This window comes from Saccharopolyspora antibiotica (assembly GCF_047200635.1).
GTDB lineage: Bacteria > Actinomycetota > Actinomycetes > Mycobacteriales > Pseudonocardiaceae > Saccharopolyspora_C.
In genome coordinates this window covers 81,651-98,191 of the sequence record NZ_JBJZOI010000015.1, presented here as the reverse complement: position 1 = coordinate 98,191, position 16,541 = coordinate 81,651, and the positions used below count along the sequence as shown (strand labels likewise).

The 16,541-nt window shown below is 73.6% G+C and carries 19 protein-coding genes; 6 read left to right on the top strand and 13 right to left on the bottom strand.

Going from position 1 to position 16,541, the window contains the following annotated elements; translation table 11 throughout:
- Window positions 1-10 precede the first annotated feature (10 nt).
- From ACL03H_RS14485 to purM, 3 genes are all read left to right on the top strand, one after another.
- Window positions 11-391: a sterol carrier family protein gene (locus ACL03H_RS14485; protein ID WP_412811733.1), complete on the top strand. Its 381-nt coding sequence runs from the start codon at window positions 11-13 to the stop codon at window positions 389-391.
- Window positions 392-647: 256 nt separating this feature from the next.
- Complete coding sequence (purF, locus tag ACL03H_RS14480; protein ID WP_412811792.1) at window positions 648-2,192, top strand: amidophosphoribosyltransferase; 1,545 nt, start codon at window positions 648-650, stop codon at window positions 2,190-2,192.
- A 244-nt stretch (window positions 2,193-2,436) separates the two neighbouring features.
- Window positions 2,437-3,561: a phosphoribosylformylglycinamidine cyclo-ligase gene (gene purM / locus ACL03H_RS14475; RefSeq protein WP_412811732.1), complete on the top strand. Its 1,125-nt coding sequence runs from the start codon at window positions 2,437-2,439 to the stop codon at window positions 3,559-3,561.
- Between the two features lie 517 nt (window positions 3,562-4,078).
- On the opposite strand, the gene ACL03H_RS14470 is transcribed toward purM, so the two are convergent.
- Window positions 4,079-4,261, bottom strand: a complete 183-nt coding sequence (locus ACL03H_RS14470; protein WP_412811731.1) for a DUF3073 domain-containing protein — start codon at window positions 4,259-4,261, stop codon at window positions 4,079-4,081.
- A 254-nt stretch (window positions 4,262-4,515) separates the two neighbouring features.
- Between ACL03H_RS14470 and ACL03H_RS14465 the strand changes: the two genes are divergently transcribed.
- Complete coding sequence (locus tag ACL03H_RS14465; protein ID WP_412811730.1) at window positions 4,516-5,394, top strand: hypothetical protein; 879 nt, start codon at window positions 4,516-4,518, stop codon at window positions 5,392-5,394.
- A 3-nt stretch (window positions 5,395-5,397) separates the two neighbouring features.
- Here ACL03H_RS14465 and ACL03H_RS14460 read toward each other — a convergent pair whose 3' ends face one another.
- The 6 genes from ACL03H_RS14460 to ACL03H_RS14435 all read right to left on the bottom strand — a co-directional run bounded on the left by ACL03H_RS14460 (window position 5,398) and on the right by ACL03H_RS14435 (window position 10,393).
- Entirely contained in the window at window positions 5,398-6,189 is a 792-nt protein-coding gene (locus ACL03H_RS14460; protein ID WP_412811729.1) for a methyltransferase domain-containing protein, read from the bottom strand.
- Window positions 6,190-6,260: 71 nt separating this feature from the next.
- Complete coding sequence (locus ACL03H_RS14455) at window positions 6,261-7,220, bottom strand: asparaginase (protein ID WP_412811728.1); 960 nt, start codon at window positions 7,218-7,220, stop codon at window positions 6,261-6,263.
- Complete coding sequence (locus ACL03H_RS14450; RefSeq protein ID WP_412811727.1) at window positions 7,217-7,777, bottom strand: RsiG family protein; 561 nt, start codon at window positions 7,775-7,777, stop codon at window positions 7,217-7,219. The genes ACL03H_RS14455 and ACL03H_RS14450 overlap by 4 nt, the downstream gene beginning before the upstream one ends.
- 109 nt (window positions 7,778-7,886) lie before the next feature.
- Window positions 7,887-8,606, bottom strand: a complete 720-nt coding sequence (locus ACL03H_RS14445; RefSeq protein ID WP_412811726.1) for a 3-keto-5-aminohexanoate cleavage protein — start codon at window positions 8,604-8,606, stop codon at window positions 7,887-7,889.
- 165 nt (window positions 8,607-8,771) lie between these two features.
- A complete protein-coding gene (ygfZ, locus tag ACL03H_RS14440) occupies window positions 8,772-9,935 on the bottom strand; it encodes a CAF17-like 4Fe-4S cluster assembly/insertion protein YgfZ (RefSeq protein ID WP_412811725.1) in 1,164 nt (387 codons plus the stop codon).
- The gene (locus tag ACL03H_RS14435; protein ID WP_412811724.1) at window positions 9,932-10,393 is read right to left on the bottom strand and encodes a Fur family transcriptional regulator; all 462 of its coding nucleotides are present in this window, start codon (window positions 10,391-10,393) and stop codon (window positions 9,932-9,934) included. Before ACL03H_RS14435 ends, ygfZ begins: the two co-directional genes overlap by 4 nt.
- Window positions 10,394-10,515: 122 nt before the next feature.
- On the opposite strand from ACL03H_RS14435, the gene ACL03H_RS14430 reads away from it, so the two are divergent.
- The gene (locus tag ACL03H_RS14430) at window positions 10,516-11,364 is read left to right on the top strand and encodes an aminodeoxychorismate lyase (RefSeq protein WP_412811723.1); all 849 of its coding nucleotides are present in this window, start codon (window positions 10,516-10,518) and stop codon (window positions 11,362-11,364) included.
- 11 nt (window positions 11,365-11,375) lie between these two features.
- On the opposite strand, the gene ACL03H_RS14425 is transcribed toward ACL03H_RS14430, so the two are convergent.
- Window positions 11,376-12,032: a heme-binding beta-barrel domain-containing protein gene (locus ACL03H_RS14425; protein WP_412811722.1), complete on the bottom strand. Its 657-nt coding sequence runs from the start codon at window positions 12,030-12,032 to the stop codon at window positions 11,376-11,378.
- A 249-nt stretch (window positions 12,033-12,281) separates the two neighbouring features.
- Here ACL03H_RS14425 and ACL03H_RS14420 point away from each other — a divergent pair, with 249 nt between their 5' ends.
- The gene (locus ACL03H_RS14420; protein WP_412811721.1) at window positions 12,282-13,031 is read left to right on the top strand and encodes a class I SAM-dependent methyltransferase; all 750 of its coding nucleotides are present in this window, start codon (window positions 12,282-12,284) and stop codon (window positions 13,029-13,031) included.
- Window positions 13,032-13,189: 158 nt separating this feature from the next.
- On the opposite strand, the gene ACL03H_RS14415 is transcribed toward ACL03H_RS14420, so the two are convergent.
- The 5 genes from ACL03H_RS14415 to ACL03H_RS14395 form a co-directional block, all read right to left on the bottom strand.
- Entirely contained in the window at window positions 13,190-13,495 is a 306-nt protein-coding gene (locus ACL03H_RS14415; protein WP_412811720.1) for a DUF1416 domain-containing protein, read from the bottom strand.
- A 2-nt stretch (window positions 13,496-13,497) separates the two neighbouring features.
- Complete coding sequence (locus tag ACL03H_RS14410) at window positions 13,498-14,343, bottom strand: sulfurtransferase (RefSeq protein ID WP_412811719.1); 846 nt, start codon at window positions 14,341-14,343, stop codon at window positions 13,498-13,500.
- 46 nt (window positions 14,344-14,389) lie between these two features.
- Window positions 14,390-14,830 carry a DUF4395 domain-containing protein gene (locus ACL03H_RS14405; RefSeq protein WP_412811718.1) on the bottom strand — a complete coding sequence of 147 codons (441 nt, stop codon included), beginning with the start codon at window positions 14,828-14,830 and terminating at the stop codon, window positions 14,390-14,392.
- Between the two features lie 407 nt (window positions 14,831-15,237).
- Window positions 15,238-15,693 (bottom strand): TlpA family protein disulfide reductase, encoded by a 456-nt coding sequence (locus ACL03H_RS14400; protein ID WP_412811717.1) that lies wholly within the window; start codon window positions 15,691-15,693, stop codon window positions 15,238-15,240.
- Window positions 15,690-16,496, bottom strand: a complete 807-nt coding sequence (locus ACL03H_RS14395; RefSeq protein WP_412811716.1) for an LmeA family phospholipid-binding protein — start codon at window positions 16,494-16,496, stop codon at window positions 15,690-15,692. The genes ACL03H_RS14400 and ACL03H_RS14395 overlap by 4 nt, the downstream gene beginning before the upstream one ends.
- Window positions 16,497-16,541 lie beyond the last annotated feature (45 nt).

The window sequence follows — 16,541 nt, the reverse complement described above, 5'->3', positions numbered from 1 at the left end:
GCTGCGGGGCATGGCTCGGCGGCGGGTGGACCCGCACGAACTGCGCGCGGCGATCGACGCGATCGGCCCGTGGCTGGCGGACGAGGAGGCGCGGCCGGCGCGGCCCGCGATCGCGGCCGCGGTCCGGCTCAGCCTGCGCACGCTGGAGGCGCTCGCGCCCGGCCGCTCGGTCGAGGTGCGGGTGCCGCCGTTCGCGGCCGTGCAGTGCGTCGCGGGCCCCGAGCACACCCGGGGGACCCCGCCGAACGTGATCGAGACCGATCCCCGGACCTGGCTGCTGCTGGCCACCGGGCGGCTGGGCTTCGCGAGCGCGGTCGCCGCCGGTGCCGTCAGCGCCTCCGGTTCCCGGGCCGACCTGGACCCCTGGCTCCCGCTGGTGCGCACCGGCTGACCGACACCGCCCGGCACCGACCGAGCACCCGTAGTGAGCGCCCGGAACGATGACCGGGGTCACAACGGCGCCGTCACGGCGGTGAAGGACCTGGTGGAGCGGGACGCGCGGGGCGTTCCGGAGAGGCGGGCGGTCATCGGGGCTTCGCGACCCGTTTACACTGAGGTGTAACTTCCGCCTCCGTCCTAGGGAGTTCCCGGTGGTCTTCGACCGGACAGACGGCAGTGCCTCCCCCGCGTCGGGCTCGGCGCCTCACATCGACCCGTTCGAGCAGGACGTCCCGCACGAGGAGTGCGGCGTCTTCGGCGTCTGGGCGCCTGGCGAGGAAGTCGCCAAGCTCTCGTTCTACGGCCTGTTCGCACTCCAGCACCGCGGCCAGGAGGCCGCGGGCATCGCCGTGGGCGACGGCTCGCAGGTGCTGGTCTACAAGGACCTGGGCCTCGTCAGCCAGGTGTTCGACGAGCAGGTGCTCGCCTCGTTGCGCGGTCACGTCGCCGTGGGGCACAACCGCTACTCCACGACCGGCGGCGCGAGCTGGGAGAACGCCCAGCCCACGTTCCGCACCACCGCCTCCGGCAGCGGCCTGGCGCTGGGGCACAACGGCAACCTGGTGAACACCGCGGAGCTGCGGGAGCGGATCGTCGCCGAGGGCGTCGACACCGTCTCCGCGAACAGCTCCTCGCCCGCCTCCGCGTGCGACCGGGCCACCACGGACTCCGACCTGGTGTGCGGGCTGCTGGCCGCGCGCGCCGCGGACAAGGGCATCGAACAGGCCGCGATGGAGCTGTTCCCCACCGTGCAGGGCGCGTTCTCGATGGTGTTCTCCGACGAGTCCACCCTGTACGCGGCCCGGGACCCGCAGGGCGTGCGGCCGCTCGTGCTGGGCAGGCTGGAGCGCGGCTGGGTGGTGGCCAGCGAGACCGCCGCCCTCGACATCGTCGGCGCCTCCTTCGTCCGCGAGGTCGAGCCGGGCGAACTGCTCGCGATCGACGCCGACGGGCTGCGCTCCCAGCACTTCGCGCACCCGAAGCCGAAGGGCTGCATCTTCGAGTACGTCTACCTGGCCCGGCCCGACACGGCGATCTCCGGGCGCTCGGTCAACAGCACCCGGGTGGAGATCGGCCGCAAGCTCGCCCGCGAGCACCCCGTCGAGGCCGACCTGGTCATCCCGGTGCCCGAGTCCGGCACGCCCGCCGCGATCGGCTACGCGCAGGCCTCCGGCATCGACTACGCGAACGGGCTGGTGAAGAACTCCTACGTGGGGCGCACCTTCATCCAGCCCTCGCAGACCATCCGCCAGCTGGGCATCCGGCTCAAGCTGAACCCGCTGCGCGAGGTCATCCGCGGCAAGCGGCTCGTCGTCGTGGACGACTCGATCGTGCGCGGCAACACGCAGCGCGCCCTGGTGCGGATGCTGCGCGAGGCGGGCGCGATCGAGGTGCACGTGCGGATCGCCTCGCCGCCGGTGAAGTGGCCGTGCTTCTACGGCATCGACTTCGCCTCCCGCGCCGAGCTCATCGCCAACGGCACCGACAACGACGGGATCCGCCGCTCCATCGGTGCGGACAGCCTCGGCTACGTCTCGCTGGACGGCCTGATCTCGGCCACCGAGCAGCCCCGCACCCGGTTGTGCGCGGCGTGCTTCGACGGGCACTACCCGATCCCGCTGCCGGAGGAGACCCAGCTCGGCAAGTACCTGCTCGAAGGCGTGCCCGGCGGGCAGGAGAAGGGCGTCGCGGGGCCGGCCGAGCCGGTCCTCAGCAGCGGCTACGGCGGCGCGGACGCGCTGCGCAGGCCCTGAACGACCGGTCGGTGCGGCGCGCCGCGTAGCGTGGTGCCGCCGTCCGGCCGACCCGGGCTCGGCCGTCGGCGCGTCGAGTCGGCGCTCACCGGGAATCCGCGCAGCGGAGCGGGGATCGGCGGGTGCGCCTGTGGTAGGCAGGGGTTCGGGGCCAGTGCGGGAAGCCCCACGTCGCCGGGGGCCGGGAGGCTCACCACCGCCGGGGCCGCGAGGACCGCGCGCCCACCAACAGCAAACGCACATCATGGAGTCAGTCGTGTCCGAAGACCTGCTCGCAGGTTCCAGAGCCACCGGGTCGGAGAAGGCCACCTACGCGAGCGCGGGGGTGAGCATCGAAGCGGGCGACGAGGCAGTGCAGCGGATGCTTCCCTGGGCGAAGCGGGCGAGCAGGCCGGAGGTGCTGGGGTCGCTGGGCGGCTTCGCGGGCCTGTTCCAGCTCAAGCTGGACCGCTGGACCGAACCGGTGCTGGCCTCGTCCACCGACGGCGTCGGTACCAAGCTCGCGGTGGCCCAGGCCCTCGACAAGCACGACACGGTCGGCATCGACCTGGTCGCGATGGTCGTGGACGACCTGGTCGTCTGCGGCGCCGAGCCGCTGTTCCTGCAGGACTACATCGCTGTCGGCCAGGTCGTGCCGGAGCGGATCGCCGACCTGGTCAAGGGCGTCTCCGAGGGCTGCGTGCAGGCCGGCTGCGCCCTGCTGGGCGGGGAGACCGCCGAGCACCCCGGCATGATGGCGCCCGGCGAGTACGACATCTCCGCGACCGGCGTCGGCGTCGTCGAGGCGAACGCGATGCTCGGACCGGACCGGGTCCGGCCCGGTGACGTCGTCATCGGAATGGGTTCCTCGGGCCTGCACTCCAACGGCTACTCGCTGGCCAGGCACGTGCTGCTGGAGCTGGCCCGGATGCCGCTGACCGGCCACGTGGAGGAGTTCGGCCGCACCCTCGGCGAGCAGCTGCTCGAACCCACCAGGATCTACGCCAAGGACTGCCTGGCGCTGGCCGCCGAGACGGAGGTGCGGACCTTCGCCCACGTCACCGGCGGCGGCCTCGCGGCGAACCTGGCGCGGGTCGTCCCGCCCGGGCTCACGGCCGTGCTCGATCGCGGGAGCTGGACCCCGGACCCGGTGTTCCGCCTGATCGCCCAGCGCGGCCGGGTCGAGACCGAGGAGATGGAGCGGACGTTCAACATGGGCGTCGGCATGGTCGCCGTGGTCACCGCCGAGGACGTGGACCGCGCGCTCGCGGTGCTCACCGCCCGGCACGTGCCCGCCTGGGTGCTCGGCGAGGTCGCCAAGCAGCCCTCGGTGGAGGAGGCCGACGAGGACCAGCGGGTCGTCCTCCGCGGCAACCACCCGCGCTTCTGACGCACTCGCTCTCCGGGACGGGCCGCGACCGCTGGTCGCGGCCCGTCCGCGCGTCGTGCGCCGGAATCAGGAGCGAGCGGGAATGCCGGGCGGGCTCGGCCCGTTGCAGGGATTGGTCGGTGTGCGCGTGCCCCCGGGCTCCAACTACCGCCTGCAGGGAATACCGCTCGGCTGGAGCCCTGCAGTGCCACCCGCCGAGAGGCGGCCCGCACACCGGCCCCTGCTTCTCCCGGGGCCGGGCTCGATCCGAGGTACCGGGAACGACATCGCGGTGAACGACCGGTGATTTCGCGCGCAACGCGCGCGGGGGATTGGCGAGATCATCGGCCTGCGGTGCCCGCGCGGTGCTCGCCCGGGATGAGATCACCCCGGATGGGTACCGCGCGGGCCTGTTTCGACAGGACCCACCAGCTGTTGCGTCTCGCCCTGCGGAGACGACGGGAAGGCTACGACGCCTACCGGCGACACAAGAGCACCGAGTGGACATCGTTCACGTCCACTCGGTGCGCACGTGTCGTCAACGCCGGTAGTCGTCGTACCCGTCGTCGTATGTGCCGTCGCGGTCCTCCTCGGACCAGTTGCCGCCAGGCGGCTCCGTGGACAGCTCCCGCTGCAATGCATCGACGTCCATGGTGGGCGAGCTGTACTTCAGCTCGCGGGCCACCTTCGTCTGCTTGGCCTTAGCCCGGCCGCGCCCCATGGCTCGACCCCCTCGCGCAGGGTGTGCGGGGCGGCCAGGGGAACGGCGGCCCCGCATGATCTCGACAACTTTTCCTGTAACTACCGTACCGTGCCGATGCGGTTCTACGCGACGTGGTCTCGTGGAGAGTGTCCGTGTCGCGCGTGACCTTCCCCCCAGATCGCGGATCGGCGGCCCGCGATCGTCGGGTGCTGGGCTCGCCGTGCTACGCGGGTAGCCGGAGGGACCAGCGGGGCGCATGGGACGATACTCCCGTGCCAGAACCGTTCGTCGCCTACCTGAGGGTCTACGAACCCCTGTCGTCGATCGATTCCCCGTTGCGCGAGCACCTCGCGGCCGTCGTGGAGCAGGGCGCGCTGAAGCCGTCCGTGGCCCCCACCCGGGAGCAGGACCGGTGGTTGCGGACCCAGGTGACGGCGCCGCCCCGGCTGCTGCCGGGCGAGAGCGCCGACGGTGCGGCCGAACCGCCCGCGGACGTGCTCACCCTCGATCCCGGGTCCGTGCCGAGCGGCCCGGCCGCGACGGTGGGCCCCGGCCCGCTGGTGTGCCCGCTGGACCTGCGCGGCCGCTCCGCCGCCGCGCTCGTCGGGTTCCTCGGCGCCGCCGAGGTGCCGCTGCGCTCGGCGGTGCTGGCGCTGCCGGTGGAGAAGGCGAAGAACCAGGCCAGCGCCGTGGTCAGCGAGCTCGCCGAGAGCGCGGTGCACGTGCTGTCGTCCACCTGGACCGTCCCGCTGCCGTGGTTCGTGCTGGTGGACCCGGTGGAGCGCGAGGTCGAGACCGGGGACGCGGGGCGCCGGGTGTGCTGGCGGGTCGCGATGGCCGACGCCCGCCGCCGGGTCGCGCGGGCGCACGCGGTGGCGCGGGACTCCATCGGGGACGGCGGGCCGACCAAGATCCTGCGCGAGACCGGCCGCTGGCTGGAGCGGTTCCACCCGCACTCGGCGGTCGAGCTCGACTACGGCGGCCTGGTGCAGATGATGAGCGAGGCCGACGTCGACGCCGACACCTCGGCCGAGGACGTGCACGCGATCGTCGACGCGATGGAGGCCGGGGACACCGTCGAGGTCGGTGAGCGCTACGAGGCGCTGCGGGACTTCTGGTCCGAGTTCGCGGCCCGCGAGCGCTACAACTGATCTTCAGCGGCGGCAGCGGATCTCGCCGTTGAGGACGGCGAACCAGGCGGCCTCGGACCGGGCCCACTCCCGCCAGGCCGCCGCCATCCGGTCCAGTTCGGCCTCGGTCGCCAGCTCGCGCGCGAGCGCCTGGTCCGCGAACCCGGACTCGCGGACCCGGTCCGCCCACAGGCCGCCCCACCACTCCCGCTCCGGTCCGGTGGCGAAGCACCAGGCGGTCGCGGAGCACGCCACGTCCGCGAAACCGGCTTCCCGCGCCCAGGCCAGCAGGTGCCGCCCCGCGTCCGGCTCGGCCCCGTTGCTCCGCGCGACCCGCTCGTAGAGGTCGAGCCAGTCCGCCAGCGCGGGGGAGCGCGGGTACCAGGTCATCGCGGCGTAGTCGGCGTCCCGCGCGGCGACGATCCCGCCCGGCCGGCAGACCCGGCGCATCTCGCGCAGCGCCGCCACCGGGTCGGTCAGGTGCTGGAGCACCTGGTGGGCGTGCACCACGTCGAAGGAACCGTCCGGGAACGGCAGCGCGTACACGTCCGCGACCCGGAACTCCGCGTTCGCGGGCGCCTCGGCGCTCGCCCCCGCCACGACCGCCGCCGCGTTGTCCACGCCGGTGACGCGGCCCGGGGAGACTCGCGCGGCGAAGTCGCGGGTGATGGTGCCGGGGCCGCAGCCGACGTCGAGCACGCTCGTGCCCGGTGCGAGATCGGCGAGCAGGTACGCCGCCGAGTTCTCCGCGGTCCGCCAGCGGTGCGAGCGCAGCACGCTCTCGTGATGCCCGTGCGTGTAGACGTCCTGAGCCACGAGTCCTCCCGGTGCGTGGAAACGATGTTCCGGTCCTGCTCCCCGGACCGCGGGACGGACCGGGGCGAGGTTCAGCCCAGGGCGCCTGGGACCACCCGGAGCACGCCGACCGGCTCGCCGCCGCCGAGCACCGGCTGCTCGGCGATCGCTCGGAGCTCCGGGCTCGCGGTGTCCTCGCCGAAGGCGCGCAGCACCTCGACCGCCACCGGGCCCCGCGCGCGGGAGGCCCCGTCGCTGATCTTCACCGCCGCCGCCCGGCCGTCCGGCAGGGCCATCGCCAGCACGCCCTCGGCGCCGATCTTCGACAGCAGTCCGGGGATCGCCGTCATCAGCGCGGTGTCGTCCCGGTCGGTCCCGGCGACCAGCCAGGGGTGCTCCCGCATCGCGTCCGCGACCCGGCGCGCCTGGCCGTCCGCCGTCACCAGGCCGCGGAACAACCGGGCCAGCCCGAGCAGCGAGATCGCGAACAGGGGCGCCCCGCAGCCGTCCACGGTGGTCAGCTCGACGCGGTCCCCGGACAGCTCCGCGACCACCTCCCGCGCGCCGCGTTGCAGCGGGTGCTCCGGGTCGAGGTAGTCGGCGGTGGACCAGCCGAGCTGCCGGCAGGTCGCGAGCATCGCCGCGTGCTTGCCCGAGCAGTTCATCGCCAGCCTGCCCGGCCCGGCGCCGCCCGCGAGCCAGCTCTCGCGGGACGGTTCGTGCATCGGCAGGTCCGGCGGGCAGCGCAGCGCGTCCTCGTCGAGCCCGTGCCGCGCCAGCACGGCGGCCGCGCGGGCCACGTGCCCGGGCTCGCCGTTGTGCGAGGACGCGCCCAACGCGAGGTCCGCGTCATCGGGCAGCTCCAGGCCCGCGCGCAGCATCGCCAGCGCCTGCGCCGGTTTCACCGTGGAGCGCGGGAACATCGGGGAGCGCGCGTCCCCGATCTCGGTCCGCACCGAGCCGTCGGCCTCGAGCAGCACCGCGGAGCCGAAGTGCACGCCCTCGCGCAGCCCGCCGCGCACCAGTTCGACCAGCGGAGCCGGAGCGTTCACCTGCGGTCCCGCTCGGCGGCCAGCAGGTCGTCCACGGAAGCGGCGCCCTCGCGGTAGCGGCGGGCGATCTCGGCGTTGAACCGGTCCACCACCGCCTGCACCTCGCGGCGGCGACCCGAGACCGAGTCCTCCTCGGAGGTGTAGGCGGCCAGCGCGGTGTCCAGCTTCGCGTCGGTCAGCGAGGTCACGTTCGACAGATCCACATCGGACACCAGCGCCTCGACGTGCCTGCGGTGCGCCTCGGCCCGCGAGGGCTCGGTGCTCTGGTAGCGACCGGAGCCTGCGGCGGGGCCGACGGCGTTGTCCGAGAGGATGCCGACCAGCTGGTCCACCACCGAGGTCGAGCCGTTCTCGGCGCGCCTGCGCTGCTCCGCGCGCACGATGTCGATCCGCGCGTGCAGCATCCGGCGCAGGTACGACAGGTCGGTCTCCTCCTGGGCCGCCTCGTCGCGCAGCTCGCGGACGTCTCCCAGCGGGCGCTCCTCGATCCCGTCGGCGTAGGCGGGGTCGAGCACCCGGTCGATCCGGCGGCGCCCACCGGGGCGGACTTCGATCACGTGCCCATCCTCCGTCGATCGTGCCTGCCGACGCTCGATGCCCCGGCGGCATCGCGGCGCCCGGCTCGGCTGGTGCGTCCAGTGTGCATGTCCTGCAAGTGCCCTCGCATCACGTCTTGATCCCGAGTGCGGCGGCGGCCCGCTCCGGCGGGAGCGGTGGCCGCTGCGCGATCTTCGCGACGCCCGCCGCCCGCGCGACCAGCTGCGCGTCGTCCCGAGCGGGCGTTCCCGGGGCGTAGTCCGGGGTGTCGGCCCGGCCGATCCGGACGTGCGCCCCGGCGGCGAGCGCCGTGAGCAGCACCGGCACCCCGGCCGCTCCGACGCCCGCAGCGGTCAGTCCGGTTCCCGCCGGGACCAGCTCCATCGCGGACGCGAACGCGGGCACGGTGCCGGGCAGGCCCTCCGGGGTCCCGAGCAGCAGCAGCACGTGCGCCGGGGCGGGGAGTTCCCGGAGCCGCGCCAGCTCGGCGGCCGTGCGGGCCAGCAGGTGCGGCGCCGCGCCGCGGTCCCGCGCCCCGTCGCGCACCTCGCGCAGCACCTCGGCGGGCGCGTCCAGCGAGCAGCACAGCGCGTCCGCACCGCAGTCCGACAGCTCCGCCGCCGAGTCGGCGGTGGCCCGCACCAGCAGGCCCGTCCGCTCCCGCACGGCGGCGACCAGCGCGGACAGCGGCACTCCTGGGAGCGGGCTCACGTCCACCAGTGCCGCCCCGACGCGGGCGCACCCGGCCGCGGAGCGCACCACTCCCTCGATCGCGTCCGGACCGGACACCGCGCCCGGATCCGGTGCGACGGCGAGGATCGTGCCCGTCGGTTCCGGCGACAGCGTCATGGGGTGATCTTGACACATCGCGGCGGCGGCGCGGTGATTCCGATCGGTTGCCCACCCATCGGACGGGTGAGGGAATCCCGCCGCGACCCGCACCGCGCGTCGTCGCCCGTGACGCGGCCGATCGCCGGGGCGCCGGCCACGCGGTCGGCAGCGCGCGGGCGCGCGTCAGCGCCCCCGCAGGCCCTGAGCGGCGATCCGCCCCGGCGGCTCGCCGGTGTCCGGGGGCACCGAGTCCGGGTCGACGGCGGCGGCGACCGCGCGGCCCTCCTCCGGATCACCCGCGAGCAGCTCCGCATCCACCGGCGCGGTCCGCTTCAGCAGCGCCAGCGCCACCGGGCCGAGCTCGTGGTGCAGCACCACCGACCCCACCCGGCCGACCTTGCGCTCCCCGTGCCGCACCGGATCGCCGACCTCCGGGCGGATCTCCACCGAGCCGTCGAGGTGCAGCAGTACCATCCGCCGCGGCGGCTTGCCCACGTTGTGCACCTTGGCGACGGTCTCCTGACCCCGGTAGCAGCCCTTGGCCACGTGCGCGGCGGTGTGGATCCAGCCCATCTCGTGCGGGATGGCGCGCTCGTCGGTGTCCAGCCCGACCCGGGGGCGCAGCGCTTCCACGCGCAGCGCCTCGTAGGCCATCGTGCCCGCCGGGCGGATGCCCACGTCGGTGAGCCGGACCCACCAGTCCACCAGGGACTCGCGCGGCACCACCAGGTCCACCGTGGGCAGCCCGCGGAACGGGACCGCCCGCGCGAATCCGCCGCCGGGCAGCCCGGTCACCTCGTACGGGCGGGTCGGCGCCGCGCCCGCGCCCGCCTTCGCCAGGAGCTCCGCCGCGTCCGGGCCGAGGACGCTGAGCAGCGCGAACTCCTCGCTGGCCTCGCGGGGCTCGACCTTCGACCAGAACCGCATGGCCTCCAGGTAGTCGAACAGCGGCTGCCGGCCGTCGACGCCCATCGAGGGCAACGCGCTGGAAGCCCGCGCGTCCGCCTCGGTGTCCAGGTAGACCACGCCCTCGTGGTGCGCGACGAGCACGTGGCAGTCGACGTGGCCCTGGCTGTCGAGCACCAGCGCCTCGGTCCCCGCGCCCTCGGGCAGCTCGGTGAGGTGCTGGGAGAGCACCAGGTGCAGCCAGCTCAGCCGCTCCTCGCCGGGGACCGCGATGATCCGGCGGTTCGAGCGGTCGACCACAACCGCCGCCCGCGTCGCGGACCGCTGCTCGGCGAACGGATCGCCGAAGTGCCACGCCACCCCCGCGTCGAGCGAGGTGTCCAGCGAGGCCTCCTCCGGAGCCGCGACGGCTCCGGGCAGCTCCAGCAGGGGTGAGTTCATGATGTCTCCTCGACCGCGCGGTCCGGGTGTTCCACGTCATCGGAGGCGCCGCAGGCGCGGCACGTCCCCGACAACGCCAGGTGCGTGGCATCCAGCTCGAACCCGCGCCGCTCGCGCAGCCGCGCCGCGAGGTCGCCCAGCAGCTCGCACGGCACCTCGTCGATCTCCCCGCACCGGTGGCAGACGAGGTGCACGTGCTCGTGCTCGTCGGCGGAGTACGTCGGCGCGCCGTGCCCGAGGTGGGTGTGGCGGACCAGCCCGATCTCCTCCAGCACGTCCAGGGCGCGGTAGATCGTGGTGATGTTCACCGTCTGCGCGGTGCCCTGCACCCGGCGGCGGACCTGCTCGGGCGTGGCGTGGCCGAGCTCGCGCACGGCGTCGAGCACCAGCTGGCGCTGCGGGGTCACCCGCAGCCCGTGCCGGTGCAGTGTGGTGCGCAGCGATCCCTTCTCACCCACTGCTGGCTCCTGAGCTCGACGGTGCTGGGTTGCCTCCCCGATCGTATGCCCCTCACCCGACCCGGGGGTGCACCCGCACCGCCTCCGGGAACGGGAGGCGAACCGGCGATTAAGCTGCGGGTATGCGTGTACTGGCTCTGTTGGACGGGACGTTGGCCGATCCGGAGGCGCCACTGCTGCGCGCGGACGACCTGGCGGTCACCCGCGGCGACGGCATGTTCGAAACGATCTTGGTGGTGGACCGCGAGCCCCGGGAGCTGGGGCCGCACCTCGACCGCCTGGAGCGCTCCGGGGAGCTGCTGGAGATCCCGCCGCCGCCCCGCGCCGCCTGGGAGCGCGCCGTCCGGGCCGTCGTCGACGCCTGGCCGTGGGAGTCCGAGCGGGAACTCGCCCTCAAGCTGGTGTGCAGCCGGGGGATCGACGGCGGCGACGGCACGCCCACCGGCTTCGCCCTCGGCACCCCGGTCGGCGCGGACGCGCTGCGCAAGCGCCGCGAGGGGATCTCGGCGATCACCCTGGACCGCGGCTACGCCCCGGACCTCAAGGACCGGGCGCCCTGGTTGCTGCTGTCCGCGAAGACGCTGTCCTACGCGGTGAACATGGCCGCGCTGCGGGAGGCGGAGCGGCGCGGCGCGGACGAGGTCGTGTTCACCGCGACCGACGGCTCGGTGCTGGAGGGCCCGACCTCCACCGTGGTCGTCGCGCGCGGCCGGACCCTGCGGACCCCGCCGCCGAACGCGGGCATCCTGCCGGGCACCACCCAGGGCGCGCTGTTCCGCGCGGCGGAGAAGGCGGGCTGGGAGACCTCGGTGGAGCCGATCGACCGCGCGGAGCTGTTCGAGGCGGACGGCGTGTGGATGGCCTCCAGCGTCCGGCTGATCACGCAGGTGCGCTCGATCGACGGCACCGAGATCAAGGCCACCGCCGAACTCCAGCAGGAGCTCGGCGACCTCTACGAGTCCCAGTACTGACGCGCGGCGCGTCAGCCGACGATGCGATCCAGCTTCGCGGACAGCCGGGGCTGCAGCTCGTGCTCGGAGGTGGCCCGCTCCTCCACGTAGGCCAGCGAGCCCTCGACGACGCCGTAGAGGCGGCTCGCGGCCGTCGCGTCCTCGGCGGTCGGGGTGCGGATCACCGCGTCCGTGGAGAGCTCCCAGGTGGTCTGGTTGCGCGGGCGGCCGAAGAACATCTCCGAGACGCCGGTGCTGTGCACCAGCAGCAGCTCGATCGTCTCGTCCTCCTGCGGACGCCACCAGCCGACCTCGCGGAACGCGGGGCCGACCACCGATCCGCCCTCGCCGTCGAGGCGCCAGGCGCGGCTCTCGTAGAACAGGAACGGCCGCCCGTCGTGGGCGAAGGTCACCTGCTGGAGGAACCGGTAGCTCTCGTCCAGGGACGGGTGCGCCGCCTCGCCCTCCCCGCGCCACACGCCGATCAGCGGCAGCAGGGGGTGGCAGGCCTGGTGCAGGTCCGGGCCCTCGCGCAGGTTCGCGGTGTCGCCGACACCGGGCAGGTCGTCGAAGAACGGCACGTTGCGGGAGCGGGTCTGCTCGGCGCGCTCGGCCGCGGCCTGCACGGCCGCGTCGCCGCTGCCGCGCTGCGGCCCGCCGGACTCCGGTTGATCAGGCGTCGTGGTCATCGGGTCCAGATTACCCGCGCCACCAGCGGTGCGAGCCTCGCGGGTCAGTCGTTGTAGAGCCGGAACAGCACGTACCCGGCGAACCACAGGACCGCGATCGTGGCGATCGCGAGCAGCGTGACGAGGCCGTAGTGCACGAAAGGTATGAGGTCCACGCGCAAAGGATAACCACCGGGAGCTCCCCGCGGGGTGTGGCGTCGGGCATGATTCGCAGGCAGCAGACCGCCAGAACAGGGGGAACCGGCCACCATGACCGACTTCGACGCGCTGCGCGACCGCGCGCTGGCCTTCCGCGAGGACCTGCTCGCGCGCAAGGAGAAGATCGCGCCCGCCGAGTTCGAGTGGTACCCGTACGACACGATGGCGAACGTCTTCCACCTGGACCGCCTGCTGTCCGGGGAGAACCGCTCGGTGTTCGGCTCGCTGGCCGGCAGCCGGATCGCGGACATCGGGGCGGCGGACGGGGACTTCGGCTTCTTCCTGGAGCAGGACCTGGGCTGCCGGGTCGACGTGATCGACAACGCGCCGACGAACTTCAACGGGCTGCGCGGCGCGCGGCGCCTGGTCGAGGAGCTCTCCTCCTCGGTCCGGGTGCACGAGATCGACCTGGACTCGCAGTTCGAGCTGCCCGCCGAGCGCTACGGCGCGGTGTTCTTCCTGGGGCTGCTCTACCACCTGAAGAACCCGTTCTACGTGCTGGAGGCGCTCGCGAAGCGGGCCGACCGGTGCTTCCTGTCCACCCGCGTCGCCCGCCAGGCGCCGGACGGCACGCCGCTGCGCGAGCAGCCGGTCGCGTACCTGCTGGACTCGGCGGAGGCGAACGACGACGCCACCAACTTCTGGATCTTCTCCGAGGCCGGGCTGAAGCGGTTGTTCGACCGCACCGGCTGGGAGGTCGTCGAGTTCGTCACCGTCGGCTGCCAGGAGGGCTCCGAGCCCGGCCGCGCCGACCGCGACGAGCGCGCCTTCGCCCTGCTGCGCTCGCGCACCGCCGCCTGACGCGCGGAACGGCCCACCCCCGCTCGGTGGCGGACGGGTGGGCCGTTCCCGCTCGGAGCCGACTGCTCGCCGGGTGTCCGGGTTCGCGGCTCCGCCGCCGCCCGGTGGGCGACGACACCGCCGGCGCCCGCCCCCGCGCGGGGGCGGGACGCTCCGGCTCAGGCCACCGCGATGTCGACGGGGTGCACGCCCGGGCCGGAGGCGGACACGTCCGACTGACCCTTGCCGTCGCGGTGCAGCGCGCGCACCGTCCACGAACCGGGCGCGGCGTAGAACCGGAAGTCGCCCTCCGGCGAGGACACGACCTCGGCGGTGAACTCACCGGTCGCGTCCAGCAACCGCACGAAGGCACCGCCGACCGGCGCCGCGCCGGAGCGCACCTTGCCGCTGACGACGACCTGGTCGGTGTCCTCGGCCACGGCGGTCGACGTCTGCTGCGGGGCTCCGCATCCGTCCAGGCTCATGCTCACGCTCCCTGCTGGCTGGGGTTCTCGACCGGCACGCCCACGAGCGAGCCGTACTCGGTCCAGGAACCGTCGTAGTTCTTGACGTTGGCGTGCCCGAGCAGCTCCCGGAGCACGAACCAGGTGTGCGAGGACCGCTCGCCGATGCGGCAGTAGGCGATGGTGTCCTTGGCCTCGTCCAGGCCGGCCTCGCCGTAGACCTTGACGAGCTCCTCGTCGGACTTGAAGGTGCCGTCCTCGTTCGCCGCCTTGCTCCACGGCACGTTGATCGCCTGCGGGATGTGCCCGCCGCGCTGCGCGGACTCCTGCGGCAGGTGCGCCGGGGCGAGCAGCTTGCCGGCGAACTCGTCGGGGGAGCGCACGTCCACCAGGTTCTTAGTGCCGATCGCGTCGACGACCTCGTCGCGGAACGCGCGGATCGAGGTGTCGGGCTCCTGCGCCTGGTAGCTGGTGGCGGCGCGGTTCGGCTCGTCCTTGACCAGCTCGCGCCCGTCGAGCTCCCACTTCTTGCGGCCGCCGTCGATCAGCTTCACGTTCGAGTGGCCGTAGAGCTTGAAGTACCAGTAGGCGTAGGCGGCGAACCAGTTGTTGTTGCCGCCGTAGAGGATCACGGTGTCGTCGTTCGAGATGCCCTTGGCGGAGAGCAGCTTCTCGAAGCCCTCCCGGCTGACGAAGTCGCGGCGCACGTGATCCTGCAGGTCGTTGCGCCAGTCCAGCTTGATGGCGCCGGGGATGTGGCCGCCGTCGTAGGCGGTCGTGTCCTCGTCCACCTCCGCGAACACCACGCCGTCGGTGTTCAGGTTCTTCTCGGCCCACTCGGTGGAGACCAGGACCTCTGCACGGCTCATCGAGCGACTCCTTCTCGTTCTCGTTCCTTGCACGTGTGTTGCGGACTCATCCGGTGGGGGCCCGGTTCGCCGGGGAGAACCGGCGCAGCACCAGGTACAGCTGGCAGCCCATGCAGTAGCCGAACGCCGCGTTGAGCAGCGCGGCCACCAGCGCGAGCGCGTTGGCCACCACGCCCACGGCCGTCCACTCCAGCGCGTAGCCGACGGTGGCCACCAGGGCGAAGGCGAACCCGACCCCCTGCGCGAAGCGCGCCGGTGCCGGGGCCTCCCGCTCGGATTCGGAGACCTCGGGCAGCCTCGGCGCCACGGTCGAGCGGTACACCGCGCCCCACGGGTTGAGGCCCATGCCGACGAAGGCGCACAGCGCGAACAGAACCGTCTGCGCGCCGAGCACGCGCCAGCTCCCGGTGACCAGGCCGACGGCCAGGATCACGGTCGTGACGGCGGCCGTGAAGCGGACTCCGCGCGGGTCGAGGGTGGCGGGCATGGGTGTCCTCCGTAGCGGTGCCGACTGGGATGGACCGGATCTCGGGGACCGGCGGATCGCCTGGTCGCCCCGGTGGTGCGGAGCGCGGGTCGCTGCGCGGGAGATCGCTCCCGGAGCGCCGCGGGCCGCCGCGCTACCGCCCGGTCAGCGGCTCGGACACAGGCTGCTGCCGACGCGGCAGAAGTCCACCGCGCGCCGTCGGGTCAGCAGTACGCGCACGCTTCGCAGGTTACCCGTCCCGGCCGATCGGCGGGAAGATCGTTCACTGGGTGAGACGCGGCGGTCGCTCCGGCGTGCGGCGAAGGCGGACCGAACCCGCAGCGCACGAGGAGCGTCCGGCCGTCGTCGAGGACGCTCCGGCGCGGGGCCGGTGCTCGCGCCGGGACGTCGTCCCAGCATTCGGGCGATCACGGCAGGTGCGGCCGGAGAGCGGCGGCGAGCTCCTCGCGGCGCGGCACACCGCCCACCCGGAACAGCTCGCGGCCGGCGCCGTCCAGCGCCAGCGTGGTGGGCGTGCGGTGCACCCGCAGCGGGGTGGACCACTCGGGGTGGTCGGTGAGGTCGACCTCCACGTGCCGCACCCCCTCGGTGCGCTCCGCGAGGTGCGACAGCAGCAGGCGGGTGTGGCGGCACGGCGCGCAGAACGCCGAGGACAGCTGCAGCAGCGTCACCCCGGCCCCGTCGCCGGGAGGACCGAGCCGGTCGCGCAGGCCGTCGGGCAGGTGATCGGGCACGGCCGGTGCAACGCCCGCCGCCGCGCCGTTCTTCCCGGCCGGGCGCACCCGACCCTCCCGGGACCGCCAGAACAGCCCGTAGCCGAGCGCCGCGGCCACCGCGACCAGCAGCGCGATCCAGCCGGTCATCCGGTGGTCACCCCGTCCGAACCGATCGTCACGTCGTTCGCGGTGCCCGCCATGACCAGCGCGCCGCGCTCCACCCGGACCGCGGTGGGGGTGACCTCGAAGGGCAGCGCGCCCGGGTCGATGGTGGTGGTGAACTGCTGGAGGATCGACTTCTCGAACACGTCCCCCAGCGGGATTTCTTCGAGAGCCTGGTCGGCGATGTCCAGCTTCTTCGGCTCGATGGTGAGCTGGCCGTTGAGCAGCGACAGCACGGCGGTCACCTTGACCCGCACGTCGTTGCCCGCGATGTCCAGCGAGCCGTCCAGCGCGACCGCGGCCCGGCTCTGGTCGCTCGTCCCGCCCTCGGGAGCGCTGCCGGAGCCCTCGTTGCCGTCCACCGGCTCGTCCAGCGCGCTCTTCGGCGCCGGGTTGATCGTGAGGTCGGTGATGCCGATGAAGCGGCCCACGTCGGAGGACTTCAGCTTCACCCGCCCGACCAGCTCGTCCACCCGGATCTCGTCGGCCGTCCCGGCGATGACGTCACCGAGCCCGATCCGCGCGTGGTGCAGGTTGGCCTCCACGCCGAGCTCGCTGAGCTGGCCGACCCGCACCGCCTTCGCCTCCAGCTCCACGTCCCGGTAGTCCCCGGCGACGGCCTGGGTGAGGAACGGGAAGCCGTGCACCCGCACCGACGGGTCCTCCTCCAGGTCCAGCTGCTCGCGGACCCGCTGCGAGACCTGGTACTCGGCCACCGAAGCCGCGCCGTAGTCGGCGACGATCAGCAGTCCGAGGGCGAGCACGAGGGTGACGACGAGCTTCTTCACCGCGAGCGGTCCGTTCTGTCGAGATCTCGGATCGGGTTGATCCCG